At 61.6% G+C, this 20,298-nt stretch carries 15 protein-coding genes; 10 read left to right on the top strand and 5 right to left on the bottom strand.

Going from position 1 to position 20,298, the window contains the following annotated elements:
• The first annotated feature begins 31 nt into the window (after nucleotides 1-31).
• The 6 genes from I6L41_RS09930 to I6L41_RS09905 are packed head-to-tail and all read left to right on the top strand — an operon-like array spanning nucleotide 32 to nucleotide 8,507.
• Nucleotides 32-1,087, top strand: a complete 1,056-nt coding sequence (locus I6L41_RS09930) for an efflux RND transporter periplasmic adaptor subunit (protein ID WP_216963935.1) — start codon at nucleotides 32-34, stop codon at nucleotides 1,085-1,087.
• On the top strand, nucleotides 1,080-4,244 hold the full coding sequence (locus I6L41_RS09925) for an efflux RND transporter permease subunit (RefSeq protein ID WP_216963744.1): 3,165 nt from the start codon (nucleotides 1,080-1,082) through the stop codon (nucleotides 4,242-4,244). Before I6L41_RS09930 ends, I6L41_RS09925 begins: the two co-directional genes overlap by 8 nt.
• A gap of 27 nt (nucleotides 4,245-4,271) precedes the next feature.
• Nucleotides 4,272-5,411, top strand: coding sequence for an efflux RND transporter periplasmic adaptor subunit (locus I6L41_RS09920; protein ID WP_216963741.1), 1,140 nt, complete (start codon nucleotides 4,272-4,274; stop codon nucleotides 5,409-5,411).
• Nucleotides 5,404-6,093, top strand: coding sequence for an ABC transporter ATP-binding protein (locus I6L41_RS09915; RefSeq protein WP_216963738.1), 690 nt, complete (start codon nucleotides 5,404-5,406; stop codon nucleotides 6,091-6,093). The genes I6L41_RS09920 and I6L41_RS09915 overlap by 8 nt, the downstream gene beginning before the upstream one ends.
• Nucleotides 6,094-7,308 (top strand): ABC transporter permease, encoded by a 1,215-nt coding sequence (locus I6L41_RS09910; RefSeq protein ID WP_216963736.1) that lies wholly within the window; start codon nucleotides 6,094-6,096, stop codon nucleotides 7,306-7,308.
• Nucleotides 7,293-8,507 carry an ABC transporter permease gene (locus I6L41_RS09905; RefSeq protein ID WP_235695592.1) on the top strand — a complete coding sequence of 405 codons (1,215 nt, stop codon included), beginning with the start codon at nucleotides 7,293-7,295 and terminating at the stop codon, nucleotides 8,505-8,507. Before I6L41_RS09910 ends, I6L41_RS09905 begins: the two co-directional genes overlap by 16 nt.
• Here the strand turns inward: I6L41_RS09905 and I6L41_RS09900 are convergent.
• A complete protein-coding gene (locus tag I6L41_RS09900; RefSeq protein WP_254203424.1) occupies nucleotides 8,504-10,918 on the bottom strand; it encodes a diguanylate cyclase in 2,415 nt (804 codons plus the stop codon). The genes I6L41_RS09905 and I6L41_RS09900 overlap by 4 nt on opposite strands.
• Nucleotides 10,919-11,396: 478 nt before the next feature.
• Between I6L41_RS09900 and I6L41_RS09895 the strand changes: the two genes are divergently transcribed.
• Nucleotides 11,397-12,413, top strand: coding sequence for a lipoate--protein ligase A (locus tag I6L41_RS09895; RefSeq protein WP_201904139.1), 1,017 nt, complete (start codon nucleotides 11,397-11,399; stop codon nucleotides 12,411-12,413).
• A 222-nt stretch (nucleotides 12,414-12,635) separates the two neighbouring features.
• Nucleotides 12,636-14,330, top strand: a complete 1,695-nt coding sequence (locus I6L41_RS09890) for a pyridoxal-dependent decarboxylase (protein ID WP_216963730.1) — start codon at nucleotides 12,636-12,638, stop codon at nucleotides 14,328-14,330.
• 144 nt (nucleotides 14,331-14,474) lie between these two features.
• Here the strand turns inward: I6L41_RS09890 and I6L41_RS09885 are convergent, their stop codons facing one another.
• The 4 genes from I6L41_RS09885 to I6L41_RS09870 all read right to left on the bottom strand — a co-directional run bounded on the left by I6L41_RS09885 (nucleotide 14,475) and on the right by I6L41_RS09870 (nucleotide 19,115).
• Nucleotides 14,475-15,104 carry an NAD(P)H-binding protein gene (locus I6L41_RS09885; protein ID WP_216963727.1) on the bottom strand — a complete coding sequence of 210 codons (630 nt, stop codon included), beginning with the start codon at nucleotides 15,102-15,104 and terminating at the stop codon, nucleotides 14,475-14,477.
• Between the two features lie 171 nt (nucleotides 15,105-15,275).
• Nucleotides 15,276-15,614 (bottom strand): outer membrane protein assembly factor BamE, encoded by a 339-nt coding sequence (gene bamE, locus I6L41_RS09880; RefSeq protein ID WP_005337980.1) that lies wholly within the window; start codon nucleotides 15,612-15,614, stop codon nucleotides 15,276-15,278.
• A 125-nt stretch (nucleotides 15,615-15,739) separates the two neighbouring features.
• Nucleotides 15,740-16,444, bottom strand: coding sequence for a DUF1566 domain-containing protein (locus I6L41_RS09875; protein WP_216963724.1), 705 nt, complete (start codon nucleotides 16,442-16,444; stop codon nucleotides 15,740-15,742).
• Between the two features lies 1 nt (nucleotide 16,445).
• Nucleotides 16,446-19,115 carry a DUF1566 domain-containing protein gene (locus I6L41_RS09870; protein WP_254203415.1) on the bottom strand — a complete coding sequence of 890 codons (2,670 nt, stop codon included), beginning with the start codon at nucleotides 19,113-19,115 and terminating at the stop codon, nucleotides 16,446-16,448.
• 557 nt (nucleotides 19,116-19,672) lie between these two features.
• On the opposite strand from I6L41_RS09870, the gene I6L41_RS09865 reads away from it, so the two are divergent.
• A complete protein-coding gene (locus I6L41_RS09865) occupies nucleotides 19,673-19,876 on the top strand; it encodes a Flp family type IVb pilin (RefSeq protein ID WP_005350403.1) in 204 nt (67 codons plus the stop codon).
• Nucleotides 19,876-20,289, top strand: coding sequence for a prepilin peptidase (locus I6L41_RS09860; protein ID WP_181363265.1), 414 nt, complete (start codon nucleotides 19,876-19,878; stop codon nucleotides 20,287-20,289). Before I6L41_RS09865 ends, I6L41_RS09860 begins: the two co-directional genes overlap by 1 nt.
• Nucleotides 20,290-20,298: the final 9 nt, after the last annotated feature.

Here is a 20,298-nt window from a genome sequence, read left to right as displayed (position 1 = left end):
TGACAGATTACGCTAGGGAAGGAGAGTGATGATGGAAAAGAGCCGGTTGCTGGGGATCACCATGTTGGTGATGACATCGCAGGCCATGACATCCCCCCTGGCCTTTGCCGCGGACGGGGAGCCTATTGCCCCACTGACAGTGCCCCTGTTGACAGTGGCGCCACAGCCGGTGACTGACTGGCTGACGCTGGATGGCACCGTCAGTGCCATCAACCAGGGGACGGTGGCGGCCCAGACCAGCGGCCGGGTCTCCCGCATGCTGGTGGATGTGAACGATCAGGTGCAGGCGGGACAGCCGCTGCTGGAGATCAGCGGCAAGGAGCAGTTTGCCGCCGTCACGGGTGCCGAGGCGCGACTGGCCAGAGCCAAGGCCCAGCAGGTGGAGGCAGAGCGCCAGCTTGCTCGTTTTCAGGCACTTATCGCCAAGGGAGTGATCACCCGCGCCCAGCTCGACAATGCCCAGGCGACTGATCGCGCCGCCCGCGCCGAGGTCAATGCGGCCGATGCGGCCCTCACTCAGGCCCGCGAGGCTTACGGTTATACCCGCATTCTGGCCCCCTACGCCGGGGTGGTGACCAAGCGGTTGGTGGAGCTGGGGGAGACTGTCGCCCCCGGTACCCCGTTGCTCTCCGGCTTCTCCCTAGACACACTGCGGGTGGAGGTGGAGTTGCCCCAATCCGCCCTGACGCAGGCTCGTGAGCCTGCGGATGTGCAGGTGCTGCTGCCCGATGGTAAGTCTGTTACCCCGGTCAAACTGACCCGCTTCAACTATGCCGACAGCCAGAGCCACGCCTTCAGGTTGCGCCTCGACTTGCCGCCGCAAACCGCCGGGGTATTGCCCGGCATGTGGCTCAAGGTGCAGCTCAAGCAGGGTGAGCGTCAGGTGTTGCAGGTGCCGGATCGCGCCCTGCTGCGGCAAGGGGAGTTCAACGGCGTCTATCTGCAGCAACCCGCTGGCTGGGCCCTGACGCCGGTGCGGGTCGGCCATTGCGTCGAGGGACAGTGCGAGATCCTGGCCGGGCTGCAAGCCGGTGACAAGCTGGCTCCAGATGCCTGGGCGCAGCAGCAGGAGGTGGCCCATGAGTAGCGAGCTGAACGGCAAAAAGGAGAGGCAGGGGCCTGCCGGTCGGCTGGCTGCGCTGTTTCAGGGCTCGGCCATCACCCCGCTGCTGGCGCTGGTAGGGCTGTTGCTCGGTCTGTTTGCAGTGCTGGTGACCCCCAAGGAGGAGGAGCCGCAGATCGATGTCACTTTCGCCGATGTCTATATTCCCTTCCCGGGAGCCAGCCCGGCTGAAGTGGCCTCTCTCGTCACCACCCCTGCCGAGCAGGTTGTCTCCCAGATTAAGGGCATTGATACCCTCTACTCTTTTTCCCAACCCGATGGCGCCCTGCTGGTGGTAGTGTTCAAGGTGGGGGTAAGCCGCGAGCAGGCCATCGTCGATCTCAACAACCAGCTCGACTCCAACCGCGATTGGCTGCCGCAGGGGATTGGAGTCGGTCAGCCGCTGGTAAAACCCCGGGGGATCGATGATGTCCCCATCGTCAGTTTGACCTTATGGAGCAAAGAGGGGAGCAAGCAACTGGGAGCACCCGAGCTGACCCGGGTCGCCCATGAGCTGGAGACCGAACTCAAGCGCATTCCCGGTACCCGCGATATCTACACGCTGGGCAGCCAGAGCGCCGTGTTGCGGGTGATGCCAGATCCGGCGGCCCTCAGCGCCCACGGCATCAGCTGGGGCGAGCTGAGCCAGCGACTGGCGGCCGCCAATCAGGTAGGCACCACACAGGCTATCGAGCAGGACAACAGTGAGATTAAGGTGCAGGTGGGGCAGTTCCTGCAAAGCGAGCAGCAGGCCCGCGAGCTGGTGGTGGGGCTGCACGACGGCAAGCCGGTCTATCTGGGGGATGTGGCCAAGGTCTCTCTGGGTCAGGAGACCCCGACCAAGCGCAGCTGGATGGGGCTGGGGCAAGCCAGTTATCCGGCGGTGACCCTGGCCATCGGCAAGCAACCGGGCCAGAACGCGGTCGATGTGGCCAAGCGGGTGGAGGCGCGGGTCGAGAGTTTGCAGAACCGGCTCATCCCTGCCGGGGTCGAGGTGACGGTGACCCGGGACTACGGCGTCACCGCCGAGACCAAATCCAACACCCTGATCGGCAAGCTGATTTTTGCCACCACGGCGGTGGTGCTGCTGGTGCTGGTGAGCATGGGTTGGCGAGAGGCGCTGGTGGTGGGCGTTGCCATCGTCATCACCCTGGCACTGACCCTGTTTGCCAGCTGGGCCTGGGGCTTTACCCTCAACCGGGTGTCGTTGTTTGCGCTGATCTTCTCCATCGGCATTCTGGTGGATGACGCCATAGTCGTGGTGGAGAACATCCACCGCCATCGCGGTTTGGGCAAGGGGGCGCTCAAGGATCTGATACCGGGGGCGGTGGATGAGGTGGGGGGGCCGACCATACTGGCGACCCTGACCGTCATCGCGGCCCTGCTGCCGATGGCCTTTGTCAGTGGACTGATGGGCCCTTACATGAGCCCCATCCCCATCAATGCCAGCATGGGGATGCTTATCTCCCTGCTGGTGGCTTTTATCTTCTCCCCCTGGCTGGCGAGCCATTTGCTCAAGGATTCGGTGCAAGGTGCCCACGGCGAGGCCAAGGCGGGTCTTTTTCACCGGCTGATGACCCCTTTCCTGATCGGTGATGGCGCCAAGCGCGCCAGACGCAAGCTCTGGCTGGCGGTGTTGCTGCTGGTCGGGGCGGCCACCGCCATGCCGGTGGTGCAGTGGGTGGTGCTCAAGATGCTTCCCTTTGACAACAAGTCGGAATTTCAGCTGGTGCTCGATATGCCGGAGGGGGCGACCCTGGAGCAGACCGAGCGCACTCTGCTGGCGGTCGGGCGGGAGCTTGCCAAAGTGCCCGAGGTGAAGGATTACCAGATCTACGCCGGTACCGCGGCCCCCATCAACTTCAACGGGCTGGTGCGCCACTACTTTATCCGCAGCGGTGCCAACGTGGGGGATATTCAGGTCAATCTGGTGGACAAGCATGAACGGGATCGCAGCAGCCACCAGATTGCCCAGTCGGTACGAGCCCCGCTGCAGGCCATCGCCAGCGCGGTGGGTGGCAACCTGAAAGTCGTTGAGGTGCCGCCGGGCCCGCCGGTCTGGTCATCCATCGTTGCCGAAATTTATGGCCCGACTCAGGCTGCCCGAGAAGCGGCGGCGCGCGCCGTACAGGCCCGCTTTGTAGCCACGGCGGATCTGGTGGATGTGGATATCTATCTGACCGACCCGCAGCCCAAGTGGCGGCTGGTGGTGGATCGCAGCAAGGCGGCCCTGCTCGGGGTCGATCTCGGCGATCTGGTGAACACCCTCAATGGCGGGGTGGGTTATCAGGATGCCAGCTGGCTGCAGGGGCACGGCGCCAAGTATTCAGTGCCGATCCGCATCGAACTGGCTCCCGGTGACAAACGGGATCTGGCGGGCGTACTGGCCCTCAAGATGCGCAGCCAGAGCGGCCAGCTGGTGCGGGTCTCCGAGCTGGTAAGTCGCCGTGATGAGGTGGCCCCCAGCTATATCATGCACAAGAACATGCAGCCCATGGTGATGGTGGTGGCCGACATGGGTGGCCACACCGACAGCCCGCTCTACGGCATGTTTGCCGCCGGTGCCGATATCGACCTGCCCCAATATTACGTGCAGCAGCCCGACAAGCTGGGGGAGGTGGCGCTGTTGTGGGACGGGGAGTGGAAGATCACCTACGAGACCTTCCGCGACATGGGGCTAGCCTACGCCGTGGGGATGATCCTCATCTATCTGCTGGTGGTGGCCCAGTTCCGCTCCTATCTGGTGCCACTCATCATCATGGCTCCCATTCCGCTCACCATCATAGGGGTGATGCCGGGCCACGCCCTGCTGGGGGCCCAGTTTACCGCTACCTCGATGATCGGGATGATCGCCCTGGCCGGGATCATCGTACGCAACAGCATCCTGCTGGTGGACTTTATCGAGCAGCAGCGCCGCGCCGGAGTGGCGTTCGAACAGGCGGTGATCGAAGCGGCGCAGGTGCGGGCCAAACCCATCATGCTGACGGCGCTGGCGGCGATGATCGGAGCCCTGTTTATCCTCGATGACCCCATCTTCAACGGACTGGCCATCAGCCTGATTTTCGGGATCCTGGTCTCCACTTTGCTCACCCTGGTGGTGATACCCTTGCTCTATTATGCCCTGCTCTCCCGACGCACATGACGGGAGTCACTAGCGAAAGGATGCGCGATGAAGAGAGGTTGGTTGTGGTGGGGAAGTTGCGCCGTGGTAGCGGTGGCTGCGGCAGCATGGTGGTGGCGACCGCAGCCGACGCCGATCAGGCTGGCAGAGGTCGGGCGGGGGGATGTGCTGGTCACTGTGGTCAACACCCGGGCTGGCACCATCAAGTCGTGCCAGCGGGCTGGACTCAGTCTGCCCGGTGGCGGCGTGGTGGAGCAGATCGCCGTCAAGGCCGGTGAGCGGGTAGCCCGGGGAGATCTGCTGCTGACCCTCTGGAGTGACGATATGCACGCCGATCTCGCCCGGGCCCGCGCCCAGCAGGCGCTTGGCAAGACCCAGCGCGAGGAGCGTTGCAGCGAGGCGGCCTACTACGAGCGGGAGGCCAACAGGCTGGCCACCTTGCTGGCCAAAAACCTCACCTCCCGCACCCTCGCCGAGCAGGCCCAGAATCTGGCCGATACCCGCCGCTATGTCTGTCAGGCATCCCGTCAGCAGGAGCGGGTCGACGAGGCGCAGGTCGCCCAGGTGGAGGCTCGCTTGAGCGAGCGCCGCCTGCTGGCGCCGTTTGCCGGCGTGGTGGCTGAGGTCAACAGCAAGCTGGGCGAATACATGACTCCCTCACCGCCCGGGGTCGCCATGCCTCCGGTGATCGATCTTATCGACGATCGCTGTCTCTATGTCTCAGCTCCCATCGATGAAGTGGATGCCGCCCGCCTCAAGGTGGGCCAGCAGGCTCGGGTGCTGCTCGATGCCATGCCCGGGCGCGATTTTGCCGCCACCGTCACCCGTATCGCCCCCTATGTGAAGGAGTTGGAGAAGCAGGCTCGTACCGTGGAGGTGGAGGCAGCGCTCACTGCCCTGCCCACCGATGTGCCCCTGCTTATTGGCTACAGTGCCGACCTTGAGGTCGAGGTGACCCGCGCCACCGATGTGCTGCGGGTAGCGGCCAGCAGCCGGGCCGACGATGGCAGTGTGCTGCGGCTGGAAGGGGATAAGCTGGTGCGGGTGGTGCCCCGCTGGGGCGTGGAGAACTGGAACTGGATTGAGGTGGCCGAGGGGCTCGCTACCGGTGATCGGCTGGCGGCCCAGCCCGGACAGATTGTCGGGGAGGGCCCTTTCAGCGCCGCCACGGAGCAGCCGGATGAGTGATCTCATTCGCCTTGATGCAGTCAGCCGTCGTTTCACTCTGGGGGGGAGCGAGGTGGCCGCCCTCGATCGCGTTTCCCTGCGGGTTGTCGAGGGGGAGTATCTGGCGGTGATGGGCCCCTCGGGCTCTGGCAAATCGACCCTGCTCAATGTGCTGGGGCTGCTGGATCGGCCCGATGAGGGGCGCTACTGGCTGGGAGGGGAGGACACCGCCACCCTGTCAGAACTTGCGCTGGCCCAGCTGCGCGGTCATCGCATCGGCTTTGTGTTCCAGTCGTTTCACCTCATCTCCCGCCTCACCGCCCGTGAAAACGTCGAGCTGCCGCTGATGCTGTGCGGGATCGCCCCCGCCGAGCGCCATCGCCGAAGCCAGCAGTTGCTGGGAGATCTGGGGCTGGAGAACCGGGCCGGACATCGCCCTGCCGAGCTTTCCGGCGGTCAGCGTCAGCGGGTAGCCATCGCCCGGGCCATGGCAATGGCGCCGCGGCTGATCCTGGCCGACGAGCCCACCGGCAATCTCGACTCCCGCTCCGGGGAGGAGGTGATTACCCTGCTGGAGGAGCTCAACCGGGAGCAGGGGATCACGCTGGTGGTGGTAACCCACGACCCGCGCCTCGGTGATCGGGCGGGCAGGCGGATCCTGATGAACGATGGCCGCATCAACATTGATAGCGGCGGTGGCTGAATGCGGCGGCCCGATGTGATCCGCTTTGCCGCCGTGGCCCTGCTGCGCCAGCGCTCACGGGCGCTGGTCTTGATCCTGGCTGTGAGTCTGAGCGTCACCTCGGTGCTGCTGCTCACCGCGCTGGGGGAGGGGGCGAGGCGCTATGTGGCCGACCAGTTCAGTTCCCTTGGCAAGGATCTGCTGGTGATGTTCCCGGGCCGCAAGGAGACCACCGGCGGGCTGCCGCCGGTCACCGGCAACAGTCTGCGGCAGATCACCCTCGATGACATGCACTACCTTGGCCAGCACCAGCCAAACGTGCGGCTGGTGCCGCTGGTGATGGGCTTTGCCGAGGCCAAACAGGGGGCGCGGTTGCGTCAGACCATGCTGCTTGGCAGCAGCAACGGGCTGCGCGATACCCACGGGCTGCAGCTGCTTTCCGGCCGCTGGCTACCGGGAGATGCCGCAGAGGACAGGCCGGTCGTTCTGCTCGGGGCCAAGGTGGCCCGGGAGCTGTTCGGTCAGGCCGATCCGGTCGGCCAGTGGCTGCGTTTTGACAATCGCCGCTTTCGGGTGGTGGGGGTCTTCACCAGCCAGAGCAGCAATCTGGGGATGGATATGGCCGAGGCGGCGCTGATCCCGGTCGGCAGCGCCATGCGGCTGTTCAATACCGAGGGGCTGTTTCGGCTGCTGATCCAGCCACTGGCGGGACAAGCGGTGCCCCCGCTGGTCAAGCGACTGGAGCAGCTGATGCAGGCGCGCCACGGGCTGCTCGATGTGACCGTGGTGCGCCGCGACGCCATGCTGGCCACCTTCTCCACCATTCTCTCGACCCTCACCCTGGCAGTTGCCGGCATCGGTGCCATCAGCCTGCTGGTCTCCGGCATCATGATGATGAATCTGGCGCTGATCAGTACCCGCCAGCGCACCGGCGAGATTGGTCTGCTCAAGGCACTGGGGGCCGACAGCCGCCAGATCCGCCAGCTGTTTTTGTGGGAGGCGCTGCTGCTGAGCGGCAGTGGCGCGCTGTTTGGCACTGCTTTGGGTTATGCCCTGGTGGCCCTCGCTGGGCTGGTATGGCCCGCTTTTCCGGCGGCAGTCCCTCTGCTCGCGACCCTCTGCACCCTGCCCGCGGCCCTGCTGACCGGGCTGTTTTTTAGCTGGCTGCCCGCCTCCCGGGCGGCACGACAAGATCCGGTCAGCAGCCTGCGCAGCGGGCAATGGAGTGGTGGTTGATGCGCGCCGCCGATCTGCTGTTCTGGTTGTGGCGCGCCTTGCTAGCGGTGCGCAGTCGCAGCCTGCTGTCGGCGCTAGGCATCGCCATCGGGATTGCCTCGGTGACCCTGCTCACCGGCATCGGTGAGGGGCTCAGGCTCTATCTGCTCGACAGCTTCTCCCAATTCGGCACCCGGCTGATCGCCGTGACCCCGGGCAAGACCGAAACCGCCGGCGGTCCGCCCGGCATCCTCTCCAGCAGCCGTCCTCTGTTGCTGGAGGACGCCGATGCCCTCGCCAGATTGGCAGGGGTAGAGGCGGCGCTCCCTGTGGTGCAGGGGCAGGGGGAGGTGCGCAGCCGCGGATTGACCCGCAGCACCGCCATTCTGGGCACAGGTCCGGCTGCGCTCTCAGGCTGGCGGCTCACCCTGGTGCAGGGGCGTTTTCTGCCCGCGGATGACAGTGCCATGCCCCGCGCCTATGCGGTGCTGGGGGCCAAGGTGGCGGCTGAGCTGTTTCCCGGTGGCGATGCGCCGGGCAGTCTGCTACGCGCTGGTGATCGCCGTTTTCGGGTGGCCGGGGTTTTGGCTCCCAAGGGGCAATTTCTCGGCTTTGATCTGGACGACATGATCTATCTGCCCGCCGCTCACGCCCAGGCGCTGTTCAACAAGGAGGGGCTGCAGGAGATCGACGTCATCTATCGCGCCGGGCAGACGGAGGCCGACATCACAGCCCAGATCCGGCGGGTGCTGATCGCCCGCCACGGCGCCGAGGATTTTACCCTCACCTCCCAGCAGGACATGCTGACCAGCCTCGACAAGATCCTCTCCATCATCAAGCTGGCGGTTGGCGGGCTCGGCATTATCTCGCTGCTGATCGGGGCGGTCGGCATCTTCAGTATCATGAGCATCGCCCAGCAGGAGCGGATCCCCGAAGTGGGCTTGCTGATGGCGCTGGGCTGCCCACGGCGGCGCATTCTATTGCTGTTCCTGCTCGAAGCCGTGGTGCTGGCGCTGCTGGGCGGGGCCATGGGGCTGGCCCTGCTCGGCGGGCTCAAGCTGCTGCTCACCCTGCTGGCGGCCGGCTTGCCGCTCACCCTCCATCCTCTCTATCTGCTGCTGGCGCTCGGTTGCAGCGCCCTGGTCGGCCTGCTGGCCGGGGTCGCTCCCGCCTTGCGGGCGGTGCGTCTCGACCCCGTTGTGGCCCTGCGGGGTGACTAGGCCGCCCCTTTCGCAAGAGTCGCATTACGCTCGGGTCTGAACAGAGGAAAGTAGCGGCGATCCGCCTGACTCATGTGGCCGACCACCAGCTCCTGAATGATGAAGTTGAGCAGCTCGTCGTTGCCCAGCGTCCCCGCTTTGGCGGCGTGCAGCAGTTGGTTTGCTTTGTTGAGCAGGCGCTGGTGATCCTGACGGTGGCTGACGAGTTCCTGATAGTCGATCTCCGCCAGCATCTGCTCTTCAAAGGCGAAGTGATGGCGGGCCATGTCGAACAGGCTCTCCAGACTCTCCAGAAACGGGGCCGGATCCTCGTGCTGATCTTTCATCCGCTCCAGCAGCCGGTTGGTCAATACGAAGAGCTGGCGATGCTCGGCATCGATGCGCGGGTGACCGCACTCGTGGCCGGGTTGCCACAGCAGTGCCCCCTGCTCGGGATCAAGGCCTTCGGTATAGAGGCAGACCCGGCCGCGGCCCCGATTCTTCGCCTGATACATGGCCTGATCGGCGTGGTGCATCAGGGTTTTGGCATCCTCCCCGTGCTCGGGATAGAGCGCCAGCCCGATACTGCTGGAGATGAGCAGCTCCTGCCCCTCCAGCTGGAACGGATGGCGCAGCTGCTGGTGCAGCTTGTCGGCCACCGCCAGCACTTCGTCGCCACTATCCGGCAGCAAGATAACGAACTCATCGCCCCCCAGCCGTGCCACCAGATCCTGTTTGCGCACGCAGTGGCTCATCCGCTCGGCCACCATATTGAGCAGAATATCCCCGGTTTCATGGCCGAAGGTGTCGTTGATCGGCTTGAAGTGATCGAGATCGATAAACATCAATGCCAGCGGACGGGGTGCCTCCTGCTCCATCAGCTCCTTGAGCCGTTGCTGCAGCAAGCGGCGATTGGGCAGCCCGGTGAGGGGGTCGTAGAAGGCGAGCCGGCGCATCATCTCCTCTCGCGCTGCCCGCTCGGTGATATCCCGGGTGACCCCGAGGATCGCCTCCGGCTGGGCATTGTGGTTGCCATGGAGGGTGGTGATGGTTTCGGTGGCCACCAGATGGCCATCCTTGCGGCGCAGCTGGGTACGAATGACCCGGCGAGTCTGGTCATGTTCCCCCCGCTGCCAGGCCTCCAGAGTGGCAGAGATCTCCTCGCGCAGCAGTTGCCTTGAGGCATCCGGCAGCAGCTGTTTGAGGGGCAGGGCAAACAGCTCGGGGGCCTCGTAGCCGCTAAGAGGAGTGATGGCCGGGCTGACATAGCGAAAGCGCAAGCTGGCGGCATCCATGGTCCAGATCACATCGGCGCTGTTCTCCGCAACAAAGCGGTAGTGTTGCTCACTCTGGGCCAGTTCACGGGTCAGCCGCTGGCGATCCCGCGCCTCCTCACGCAGGCGCAGATAGAGGTGCAAGAAGATGCCGAGCAGGGTCATCAAGGTAAAGGTGATAAGCATGGCCACCGCCACGCTCTTGTCGAGCAGCAGCCGTTGCTGGCGCAGCCGCTCCTGCGCCGGGTCGTAGATAAAGCGGTCGAGGTTGGGCAATACCGTGAGCATGCCCGCCTCCAGATAGGTTTTGGCGATCTGCAGCCAGCGCTCCTGCTGCATGTAGCCAGGTTCGATCAGATCCGGCTGCATCAGCTCTCTGGTTTCACGAGCCTCGAACTCCAGCTGTTCACGGCCAGCCCCGGTCGGGTACTGCTCCATGATGAGGTTGATCATCTCTTCGGGGTGGTCCATCGCATAGCGCCACCCCTTGAGGCTGGCCTGCTGGAAGGCGTAGACCCGATCCTGTCGGGTGATCAGCTCCCGCTCGGAGGTAAACAGGTTGTCGCCGTAGAAGTCGAAGTCGATGGTGCGCGGACTGAAGACCCGATAGGGGATGCCTCTTTGCTGCAGATAGAAGGGTTCGGTAGTGCTGTAGGCGCTGATGGCATCCACCTTGCCCGCCAGCAGTGCCTCTATCCCCTGTTTGTAGGGAAGGGTGACCCAGTCGCGGCTGCGGGTATGGTGGGAAAGGTAGGTCAGCAGCTCGTTGGAGCCCGGCTCCAGCATCAGTCGCTTGTTGGCCAGATCGGCCGGGTTGCGAATATCTGGCCTATCCAGCGTGAGCAGAACCAGCGGCGAGTGCTGCAGCAGGGCGGCGAGCACCACCACCGGACGACCGGCAGCCCGATCCAGCAGCAGATCACTGCCGCTGATGCCAAACTGGGCCTTTCCCGAGATCACCTCGCTGACCACATCGGTGCGGGAGTCCGCTTCGCGCAGGGTGACATGCAGACCGGCCTCCCGATAAAATCCTTTGGCGATAGCCGCGTAGTAACCGGCAAACTGGAACTGGTGTTGCCACGGCAACTGGACGATGACCTGCTCGCCGGCTCGCACGGGGGAAGAGGTCAGGGTCGCGATGACCATACCGACCAGCATTGGCATAAACCAGCTGAGGGGCTGGCGGGGGGCTGCGTTCTCCGTCATACAACGTTTCTCTCGGGAGCGATGTCTAGGCTAGATTCAAGCAATTTTGTGTCACCTGCAAGGGGAGAAAAGGCGTTTGCAATAGGGTATAGGGGGGTTGGAAAGTCATTTTTGTGTCGTTCATCACACGGGATGGATACATGCCGTTTTTTTGCAAGTTATGTGACCAATAAGAGAGTCATATGGCCTATCGAAGTGGTCGCATTCTAGCCACTTTTTCCCGTTTTTATCGTTGTCATTGTGGCTTGACTGCATTTTTTCCGTGGTTGCACGTCAAGCTGTGTCGTTATATCAATAGATACTTTTATGGGGCGGTCAGGTGTGACGCAAATGTGTCGCGGCTGCTGCGCACCGGTTAATGTGCGACAGCTCAGTGATGGTACCCCGTCAGTGTTATCATGCTGCCCCCAGTTCCGGATAAGGTCTTTTTATGTCCCGCTTGCGTCTGCTTGTCTCCGACTCTCACGATCCCCTGTTCAATCTGGCCGTCGAGGAGTGCATCTTCCGCCAGATGGACCCCGGCCAGCGGGTGCTGTTCCTCTGGCGCAATGCCAATACCGTGGTGATTGGCCGTGCCCAGAACCCGTGGAAGGAGTGCAATACCCGCCGCATGGAAGAGGACGGGGTGACCCTGGCGCGTCGCAGCAGCGGTGGCGGCGCCGTGTTCCACGACCTTGGCAACAGCTGCTTCACCTTCATGGCGGGCAAGCCGGAGTATGACAAGAGCGTCTCCACCGCCATCGTGCTGGACGGGCTCAAGCGATTGGGGATCGAGGCGTTTGCCTCTGGTCGCAACGATCTGCTGGTGGCCACCCCGGACGGGGAGCGCAAGGTATCGGGGTCGGCCTATCGGGAGACTCAGGATCGCGGTTTTCACCACGGCACCCTGCTGCTGGATGCCGATCTCGGCCGCCTTGCCAACTATCTCAACCCCGACCCCAAGAAGCTGGCGGCCAAGGGGATCACCTCGGTGCGCAGCCGGGTGGCCAATCTGTGCGAACTGCTGCCGGGGATCGACCATCAACAGGTGAGCGAGGCGCTGCAGGAGGCCTTCTTCCACCATTACGGCGCGCGAGTTGAGCCCGAGCATATCTCCCCGGAGCAGATGCCGGATCTGCCGGGCTTTGCCGAGACCTTCGCCCGCCAGCGTAGCTGGGAGTGGAACTATGGCCATGCCCCGGCGTTCAGCCATCTGCTGGAGGAGCGGTTCAGCTGGGGCGGGGTGGAGCTGCACTTTGATGTGGAGAAAGGGGTCATCACCCGGGCGCAGCTCTTTAGCGATACTCTGGAGCCGGCCCCGTTTGATCTGCTGGCGGCCGAACTGGCGGGTTGCGGCTATCGGCCGGACGCTGTCGCCGCGCGCTTGCAGCCCTGGCTGGCGGCCTTTCCGCAGCAGCAGAGCGAGCTGGCGGAGTTTGCACGGTGGCTGTTGGCCTCCCTGCGTTGAGGGGGCGCTGTGCTGATGGTGGTCCGTTAGTGAGGGCGCTGTCAGCCAGGATGGGAGCAAGATCACGAAATATAAAGAGGCGCCTCAAAGGCGCCTTTTTGCCAGCCCTTGTGATGACTGATACATGACAAAAAGTAGGGTAGGCCATTAGATATTGTCACTGTCGGCCCTGCTGCCTCAGGGGTATAACGGCCGCACATTTGCTGTACTAATGGTATAAAAATGAGTGACTTAGTTTATCTGCAAGACGAAAGCGTCAATGCCGTCCATCCCGATTTCTCCGCCCGTTTCGCCACCGTCAAAGCCAACTTTTTCTCGCGTAATCCCGATCTCTGGCCCGTTTTTCGCGAACCCGGATTTGCCACCCTCAATGAATTTCGGGCCCGTGGCCTGGCGCCGGATGCCCGCCTGAACGCCTGGCCTGATGGCCGTGCCCGCCTGGCCGATCTCTGCGAGACCATGCCGGTGCCCGCCACCATGCGTACCCCGGGCGAGCCGATGGCCGAGCTGCTGTTTGCCGCCGCGCTGTCGAAGGATTGGGAGAACCCCTCCAGCGTCGAGAACGTCATCACCATGTCGGCGGACCCCGCTATCTATGGCGCCCAGCTGGGTATTCTGGCCAACCCTAATCTGGTCTACTCCGAATACGCCGGAGTGGCCGAGGAGCTGGAGAAGAAGGTGGTGCGCCAGATAGCGCTGCTGGCGGGTTACGACCCGGCTCGCGCCACCGGCATCTTCACCCAGGGGGGGACCTTTTGTAACCTCTACGGCTACCTGCTCGGCATTCGCAAAACCTTGCCGGAGGCCAAGCACAAGGGGCTCGGCCACTATCAGGATTACCGCATCATCAACTCCCAGGGCGGTCACTACTCCAACATCACCAACCTCTCCCTGCTCGGGGTCGATATCGAGAACAAGACTATCCGCATTCAGGTCGGCGAGAACAACGACATCGATCTCGACCATCTCGAGCGCACCCTGACCGCCTGTTTTGCCCTCAAACACGTGGTGCCCACCATCATGCTCACCATGGGCACCACCGACACCTTCGGGGTGGATCAGGTGAAACCCGTGTTCGAACTGCGCAATCGCTTGTGCGAGCAGTTTGAGGTGGCGGTCAAACCCCATATCCACGTCGATGCCGCCATCGGCTGGTCGATGATCTTCTTCCTGGGTTACGACTTTGCCGTCAACCCGCTCGCCATCAACAGCGCAACTCTTGCGGGGATCGAGCGCAACGTGGCGCGCTTTGCCGAGCTCAAATATGCCGACTCCTTCACCGTCGACTTCCAGAAGTGGGGCTATGTGCCCTACACCTCCAGTCTGGTGATGATCAAGGAGCAGGATGACCTCAAGGCGATGGAGAATGACCCGGAGAACTTCTCCTACTTCGAGCGGGACATTCAGGGCCAGACCCACCTGCAATCCACCATCGAGTGCTCCCGCGGCGCGAGCGGCCTGTTCGGCGCCTATGCGGCCCTTAACTATATGGGTGTGGAGGGGTATCGCACCGTGCTGGCCCACTGCCTGCAAAATGCCAACTACTTCCGCTTCCGGTTAAGCCAGCTGGGCAACGTCATGCTGGTGGCGCAGGAGAATCAGGGGCCGAGTGTCGGCTTCAAGATCTACAATCCCGAGTGGGTGAGCGATCCGGAAGCCGAATTCGCCTTCGAGCTGGCCCGCTCCAGCGATCCTGCCTACAAGGCGCGCTTGCAGCGCAACACTGACTACCACCGCAGCCTGTTCAAGGGGCGCGGCAAGTTGGGGCTCTACACCAACTGGGTGGAGGCGGTGGCCCACTCCGACTATGACGCCCGCGGCAAGTACTCCTACATCGCCGGAGAGAAGGCGGTATTTATGAACCCTGCCTGCACTCGCGAGCAGATCGACGCCTTTATCGACCATATTCGCGGTTGATGGATGTTGCCCTGACAGTCGAGCGCGGCCTGTGATGGCAAGAGGCGGTCAGGGTACCTCGCCAACAGATAGACAAAGGGCAAGCCGGTTGGCTTGCCCTTCTGTTTTCACGACTGAATGCGAAAGCGGTGGAAAAGGCCGGGTTCAGAGGGTCAGCAACTGCTCGTTCTCGACAATCTCGCACCCAGCGGGCAGTTTCGAGAGGGCGATCATGGCGCGAGCCACCTGACTGGCCTCGATGGCGCGCCAGCGGGCGAGCTTGCCCACCAGCAGCGGCCGAAACAGCGGGTAGATGGTCTGAAAGATCTGCTCGGAGAGGCGCGGTGGCTGGCGATCTCCGAGCAGCATGGCGGGCCGCACGATGGCGAGCCGTGGCCAGGATTGGGCCAGCAGGGCCTGCTCCATCTCTCCCTTGGTACGCGGATAGAGAGCCGGGGACGATGCGCTGGCCCCCATGCTCGAGACCACGATCAGCCGTTGACAACCGTGGCGGCGGGCCAGTTCGGCAAAGGCGATCACATAGTCGAGATCGACCCGGCGAAACGCCTCGGCAGAGCCCGCTTCCTTGCGGGTGGTACCGAGGGCACAGAAGGCGATATCCACCGGGCGGGAGAGGGTGACGCTGGCCAGATCATCAAAATTGACCGGCAGCCAGTGGTGCGCCTCCTTGCCCGGCTTGCGACAGAGCAGGGTCAGTTCATGTTCGGCAGGCAGTTGCTGCACCAGTTCGCGACCGATCAGGCCGCTGGCTCCGGCAATCAGGATCCGGCTCATGGGGATTCTCCCTGTGTCATTCGATGGTGTTGATGCCATGGTGGCTGCTCATCAGCATCAGGCAATTTGCGGGTAGCTGCAATGGGGAGAAATGACTCAGTGTTGTCGGGCAGGATGAATTACGCGGGGCTTGATAAAACAAAACCGGCGCGAGGCCGGTTTTGCGGGATATCAGAGCGGGGTATTGAAAGCTGCTGGCAGCGGGAAGTCACCCGTCACAGTGGTCAGCCTGTCGTTGGCGAAGGTGACGGTGAGCTCTTTGCGCTCCTTGTCGCCGTGGCCCGGCTGGAATTCATAGAGGTAGTACCAGGTGTTGGGGTCAAAGCCGTCGCGCAGCATGGGGGTCCCCAGTACATAGCTGACCTGCTCGCGGGTCATCCCCTGGCGCAGTTTGTCGACCTGTTTTTGTTCCACATAGTTGCCCTGGGGAATATCGATACGATAGACCAGGCTGCAACCGGAGAGGGTGAGGGCGGTCAAAGCCGCGGCAATCAGGTGTTTCATCCGCATATCGAGTTCAGATCATCCATTCAAGTCTTTTTACGCTGGCCGAATCATACCTACTCCCTTGGCGGAAGTAAAAAGCCAAGGCAAAAATAGCCAAAGGGAGTTAACCCCCTTTGGCCAGCACGGCATCATTCACTGTGGTTAGGGATTGGCCTGACGAGCCTAAGCATAGGAGCACTGTAACCGCCTTCATTAAACACTTCATGTGATGGTTCGAACTGAAGGTAGTTGTATCCATCTCCGGAGGAACTGTCTGAAATAAACTGGAGCATGGTTAAGGCATAGCTTTGGTTGGTTAGCTTGTTGCAAGTCTGTTTCTGCTCTTCCGTCGGCTCAATATATTCGTCGGTCACCGCATCAAATCTGGCTTCACACGCACGCAGTTTGAGGACTTCAGTGTCTGCGGTCAGCTGAGGGTCTGGAAAGCCCACTGCGCTATAGGTAGCAGGTTGGCACTGAGGGTTGTAGAGGGTAAACAGCTCCTTGATGTCTGGGGCCCGCCAAGGGTGTGCAGGGGAGCCAAGCCGGTCGTTGGCCTGCATGATGATGGTCATCAAGGGGTTGTCGCTCGGGCTTGCTCTGCTGCTGATCACCTCAGGCATGCCCTCGCAGCCAGAGCCATTATCACTGACTTGTTGACCGTAGGGGCAGTAAAGCCACTGCAGGCCGGTGGCTCTGTCGTTGACCACCTGCAGCTTGCCTTCGGCCGTGTCGATCAGTTCGCTAACGAAACGGGTACCATCGTCCTGATAGCCAGGCAGACATACACGGGCCTGGCTTGCTACTGGCAACAGGGCGGCAGTTAGTAACAGAGGGAAGAGAGAGTGGTGCATTTTATTCTCCTGTGACCTTGAAGCCATCGTTCACCAGCATGACGTGGTGAGGTTGATACTGGCGGGCAATGCTGCCACGTAGCTGGGTAGTTGGGCGAACCTTGTAAGCATCTGGTCCGCCATCATCTTTCGCCCAGGTGCCGATGGGGCGACTGACCGGCATCACATCCGAGGTCCAGAAGCCGTGGGAGATACTCTCCAGCTCTTTCCACTTGCCACTGGTGTATTGCAGACCCGAATAGAGCGGGAAGTAGCGGGTATCGAGGGCAATGGGATTATCCCGGGTCAGGGTCATGATGCCGTAGAACTCCTGCTGGCTGGGGGCGCGCCAGTTGGAGAGGCCGCACAGCTTGCTCTGGTTGACCTGGCTTATCTGGCGTTTCAGATTGCAGCGGCTACGGTCACTGGCCAGAGCACCACTTTGCGGGTCATAGCAGCTGCCGTTGAAGGCGTTGTTGCTCTGGATATCGTCATAGGCAAACAGGCTCTTGTCATCGTGCAGGGAAGATTCGCCATCCTTGTGTTGTACCTTGGTCTCCCATACCAGCCCGCTCAGGGCGTCGGCCACGCAGGCAAACGGCATCTGTTTGTAGGAGAGATCCTGGCGGGGGAGCGGTTCTCCCCGGTTGTCCAGCTTGATATAACGAGCACCGAGCACCCCATCCAGATTGCTGTTGACCGCTTGTCCACTCAAGGGATCGCAGCGGCTATCCAGGTCACGGCCACGCTTGCCATCATCTAGCCCCATGCTGTGGGTGATACGGGTATCGGCCACATGCAACTGCCCGGCTCGGTAGGTCAGTGGGGCACTGATGGTGCCACCCTCGCTCATCACTCTTATCTGGTAGTCCTGATAGTGAGGGAGACCCTTGAGGGTGATGCGAGTTTGCTGGCTGATGTCTTGCTGTTCGGCGTTTTCAATATGTTCAAACGGGGTTTTCCCCCAGCCAATTCGATATTGACTCACCCCCTCCTGGGGTTGCCAGCCGAGGGTGACCCAGTGGCTGCCATCCTGATCACGGCCCTGGCCCAGAATAGCCAGGCCGATCACTTGATCTGACAATACCTCGCGCTGACAGACAGGGGATATGGGGCTGTTGGGGTAGGGGGTGAGCCAGCTACCCGCTGTGCTGGTTCCGGGATAGAGAAGAGCGTCGCTTTCCGAGTTGCGGATCAGACCGGCCGCCGCCTTGATGATGTGGGAGATGTTCTTGTCTGGATTGGCATTCAACAGGGGGCCCAGCCCGCTATTTTCGGCGATGGTGGTTTCCAGTTTGAACAGGTCCGGTATCTGATTGTTGCGGGACACGGTTGAATATTCATTGGCCATGTTGATCTCCAGCCAGCTCAGCAGTTGCTGGCGAAAATCAGTGCCCTCGATCAGGTTGACAGGTTGCTGCCAGAGCTCCCCCTCGGCCTGCAGGGCAACCATGGCTGCCAGTAGCTCAACCTGATGCCTCGGTAGTGCCTTGAGTTTTTGATCCAGCTCCGCCAAGGGCCAGGCTTGCCAGTCCAGGAAAGAGCCCATACCAGGGTTGAGGGTGCTTTTTAGCAGCAGAGCCCACTGCGCCGTGGTGGTATAGCCCACATTGAGGCGCGGATATTCGTTGGCACCGAGCATGCCATCACGATTTTCATCGCGCTTGACCAGCTCGCAGAAAGAGCCGAGCACCGAGCGCAGTTCCACCTCACTCTTGGCATCCTGTACCACCAGGGTCAGGGTGTCTTCCATCAGATCATCACTGGTCTCGCTGCTGCCCGGTTTGCAACTGGCGAAGCTGTTGTTGAGGTCAGCGAGCGTGAGAGTGATGCTGTACTGGTTGCCCTGCTTGATGGGAAGAGACTCTTGCATCCGACCACTCTGGGCCATTACCGCAAGCCGTTGTGGCCGAATGGGGCGTTCGGGTTTGAAATAGTGGGCATTGAGCCCATCGTGGTTGGGTTTGGCACCGATCTCTACCGATACCGATGCTTCGCTCAGACGAGAGGGGAATTGTCCCAGCAAGGTCAGTTTGCGCTGTGGATAGAAGGTGGTGAGCAGCTGGTAGTTCGCTGTGCGGGTATCCAGTTTCTCCATGGCAGCGAGGGCACCCTTCAGCCGTGCTTCCGCGTCGTCAGGTAATGTTGTGCCTTGGCTGGTGGCCAGTGTCGTCAGGTGTTCAAACAGGGTGGATGCCGGGTTGGACTGTTGCTGGCTGACCAGTGCAGTTGCCAACTCACCGAGCTGCCGGGCCGGGTTCGGCATATCGCCGTTCAGGGTCAACTGCAGCAAGGCGGTGAGATCTCGGGCAAAACGGTGATTGAGATGAGGGTCACTGAAGAGCTGGCCAGAGACATCCTGTTTTCCCTCCTGCTTTTGCAGCGCCGCCATGATGCTCTGATATGCCAGCGGCATGGGGGAGAGGTGCAGACGAGGGCTCTCTTGCTCGGTGATGATGCCATCCCCGTTTTGATCCTGTTTGAGCAGTTGTGTCAGCGTAGGCAATTCACTGCTGAGGGATAGCCCGCTGTTCTGACGGTGGCTGGCGACAAGGCGCAGCGCCTTGTCTTGTGGCCATTGGCTCAATTTCAGTTTGAAGCCGAAACTGCCATCAGCCTGAGCGCTCTGGGTGACGCAGACCTTGTCAGCACAGAGCTGAATATCAAATTGCCCACCCTGGTCGTGAGTCAACGGCAGTGCGCCGGCCAGATCCAGCGAAGTGGGTGGGGCGGGCTGTGTTGTCCCCGTTGTTGGTTGGCCCGATTGGTCTGGTGACGTTGTTCCCGAGCCGCTACCTGAGCTCCCTCCGCTGCTACTGCTGGTGCTTCCTCCGCTGGCAGTACCTCCCGCAGTGCCCGGGTTGTTGCCACTTCCGCTATCCGGTGTGGTGGGTTGCTGGTTGCTACCGCTTCCTCCGCTGTTGCTTGCGTTATTTCCCGCCTGCTCGGGGCTGCCCAGCTCTGCCTTGCATGCCAGCAATGTGGCGCAGCAAAGGAGCAATAGCAGTAGTTTCGTTGTCCTGAACACGTTCGACTCCGTTATTGTTCTTTAGATTATTAATCTGCCAAGTCCGGCTTTTAGCGCGTAAATGAAACCAATTGCAGATGCTTTCGCTGTTAACTCCGTTAAATTGGCAAATTCACTCTGCGAATTATTTCATTTTATGATAATGATATTGATTCTCGTTTGTGATCTCAATATCATCTTGTCGTTGTTTAATTTCAGGCATAAAAAAACAGGGACAAAAAATGACGATGCGAGTTTGGGATTACCTTCGTGACTACCTGAAGGATGAAAGCGGTGCCACGGCCATTGAGTACGGCATCCTGGCTGCCGGGTTGGCGGCTGGGATCCTGGCCATATTTGGCTCGGACGGGATCTTCATCACGGCGTTGAAAGAGAAGTTCACCGCTATCGTTGCCGGGTTGAATATGGACGCGGCTGGCAAGTGATGGCGTGGGGGCAATGGCTCGCCATACTGATGGCCTGCTGGTGTCTGGTCAGTGATCTGTTCGAACGGCGGATCCCCAATCTGGCGGTGCTGGTACTGGCTCTCTGGGTTGGCTGGTTGTTGCCGTTCAATCCGCTGTCACTGGTGTTGGCCATACTGACCTTGCTGTTGGGGCTGGTTGCCTATCACCGAGGCTGGTGTGGCGCCGGGGACAGTAAGTTGCTGGCGGTCTGCCTCTATGGGGCAGGCGAGCAATGGCCCGAATTATTGCTGTTGATGGCGTTCTCCGGTGGCCTGCTCAGCCTGGTGTGTTTTATCCATAGCCGCCTGCGCCCTTCACCCAATCCAACTACTGTGCCTTATGGGGTTGCCATCCTCTGGGCGACAGCTCTGACCACACCTCTATTTATGTAGTCACACCTT

The sequence above is a fragment of the Aeromonas sp. FDAARGOS 1411 genome (assembly GCF_019047125.1).
In the GTDB taxonomy this organism is placed as follows: Bacteria; Pseudomonadota; Gammaproteobacteria; order Enterobacterales; family Aeromonadaceae; genus Aeromonas; species Aeromonas veronii.
The sequence above is the reverse complement of the archived record's forward strand: the minus strand, read 5'-3'. Positions and strand labels throughout refer to the sequence as shown.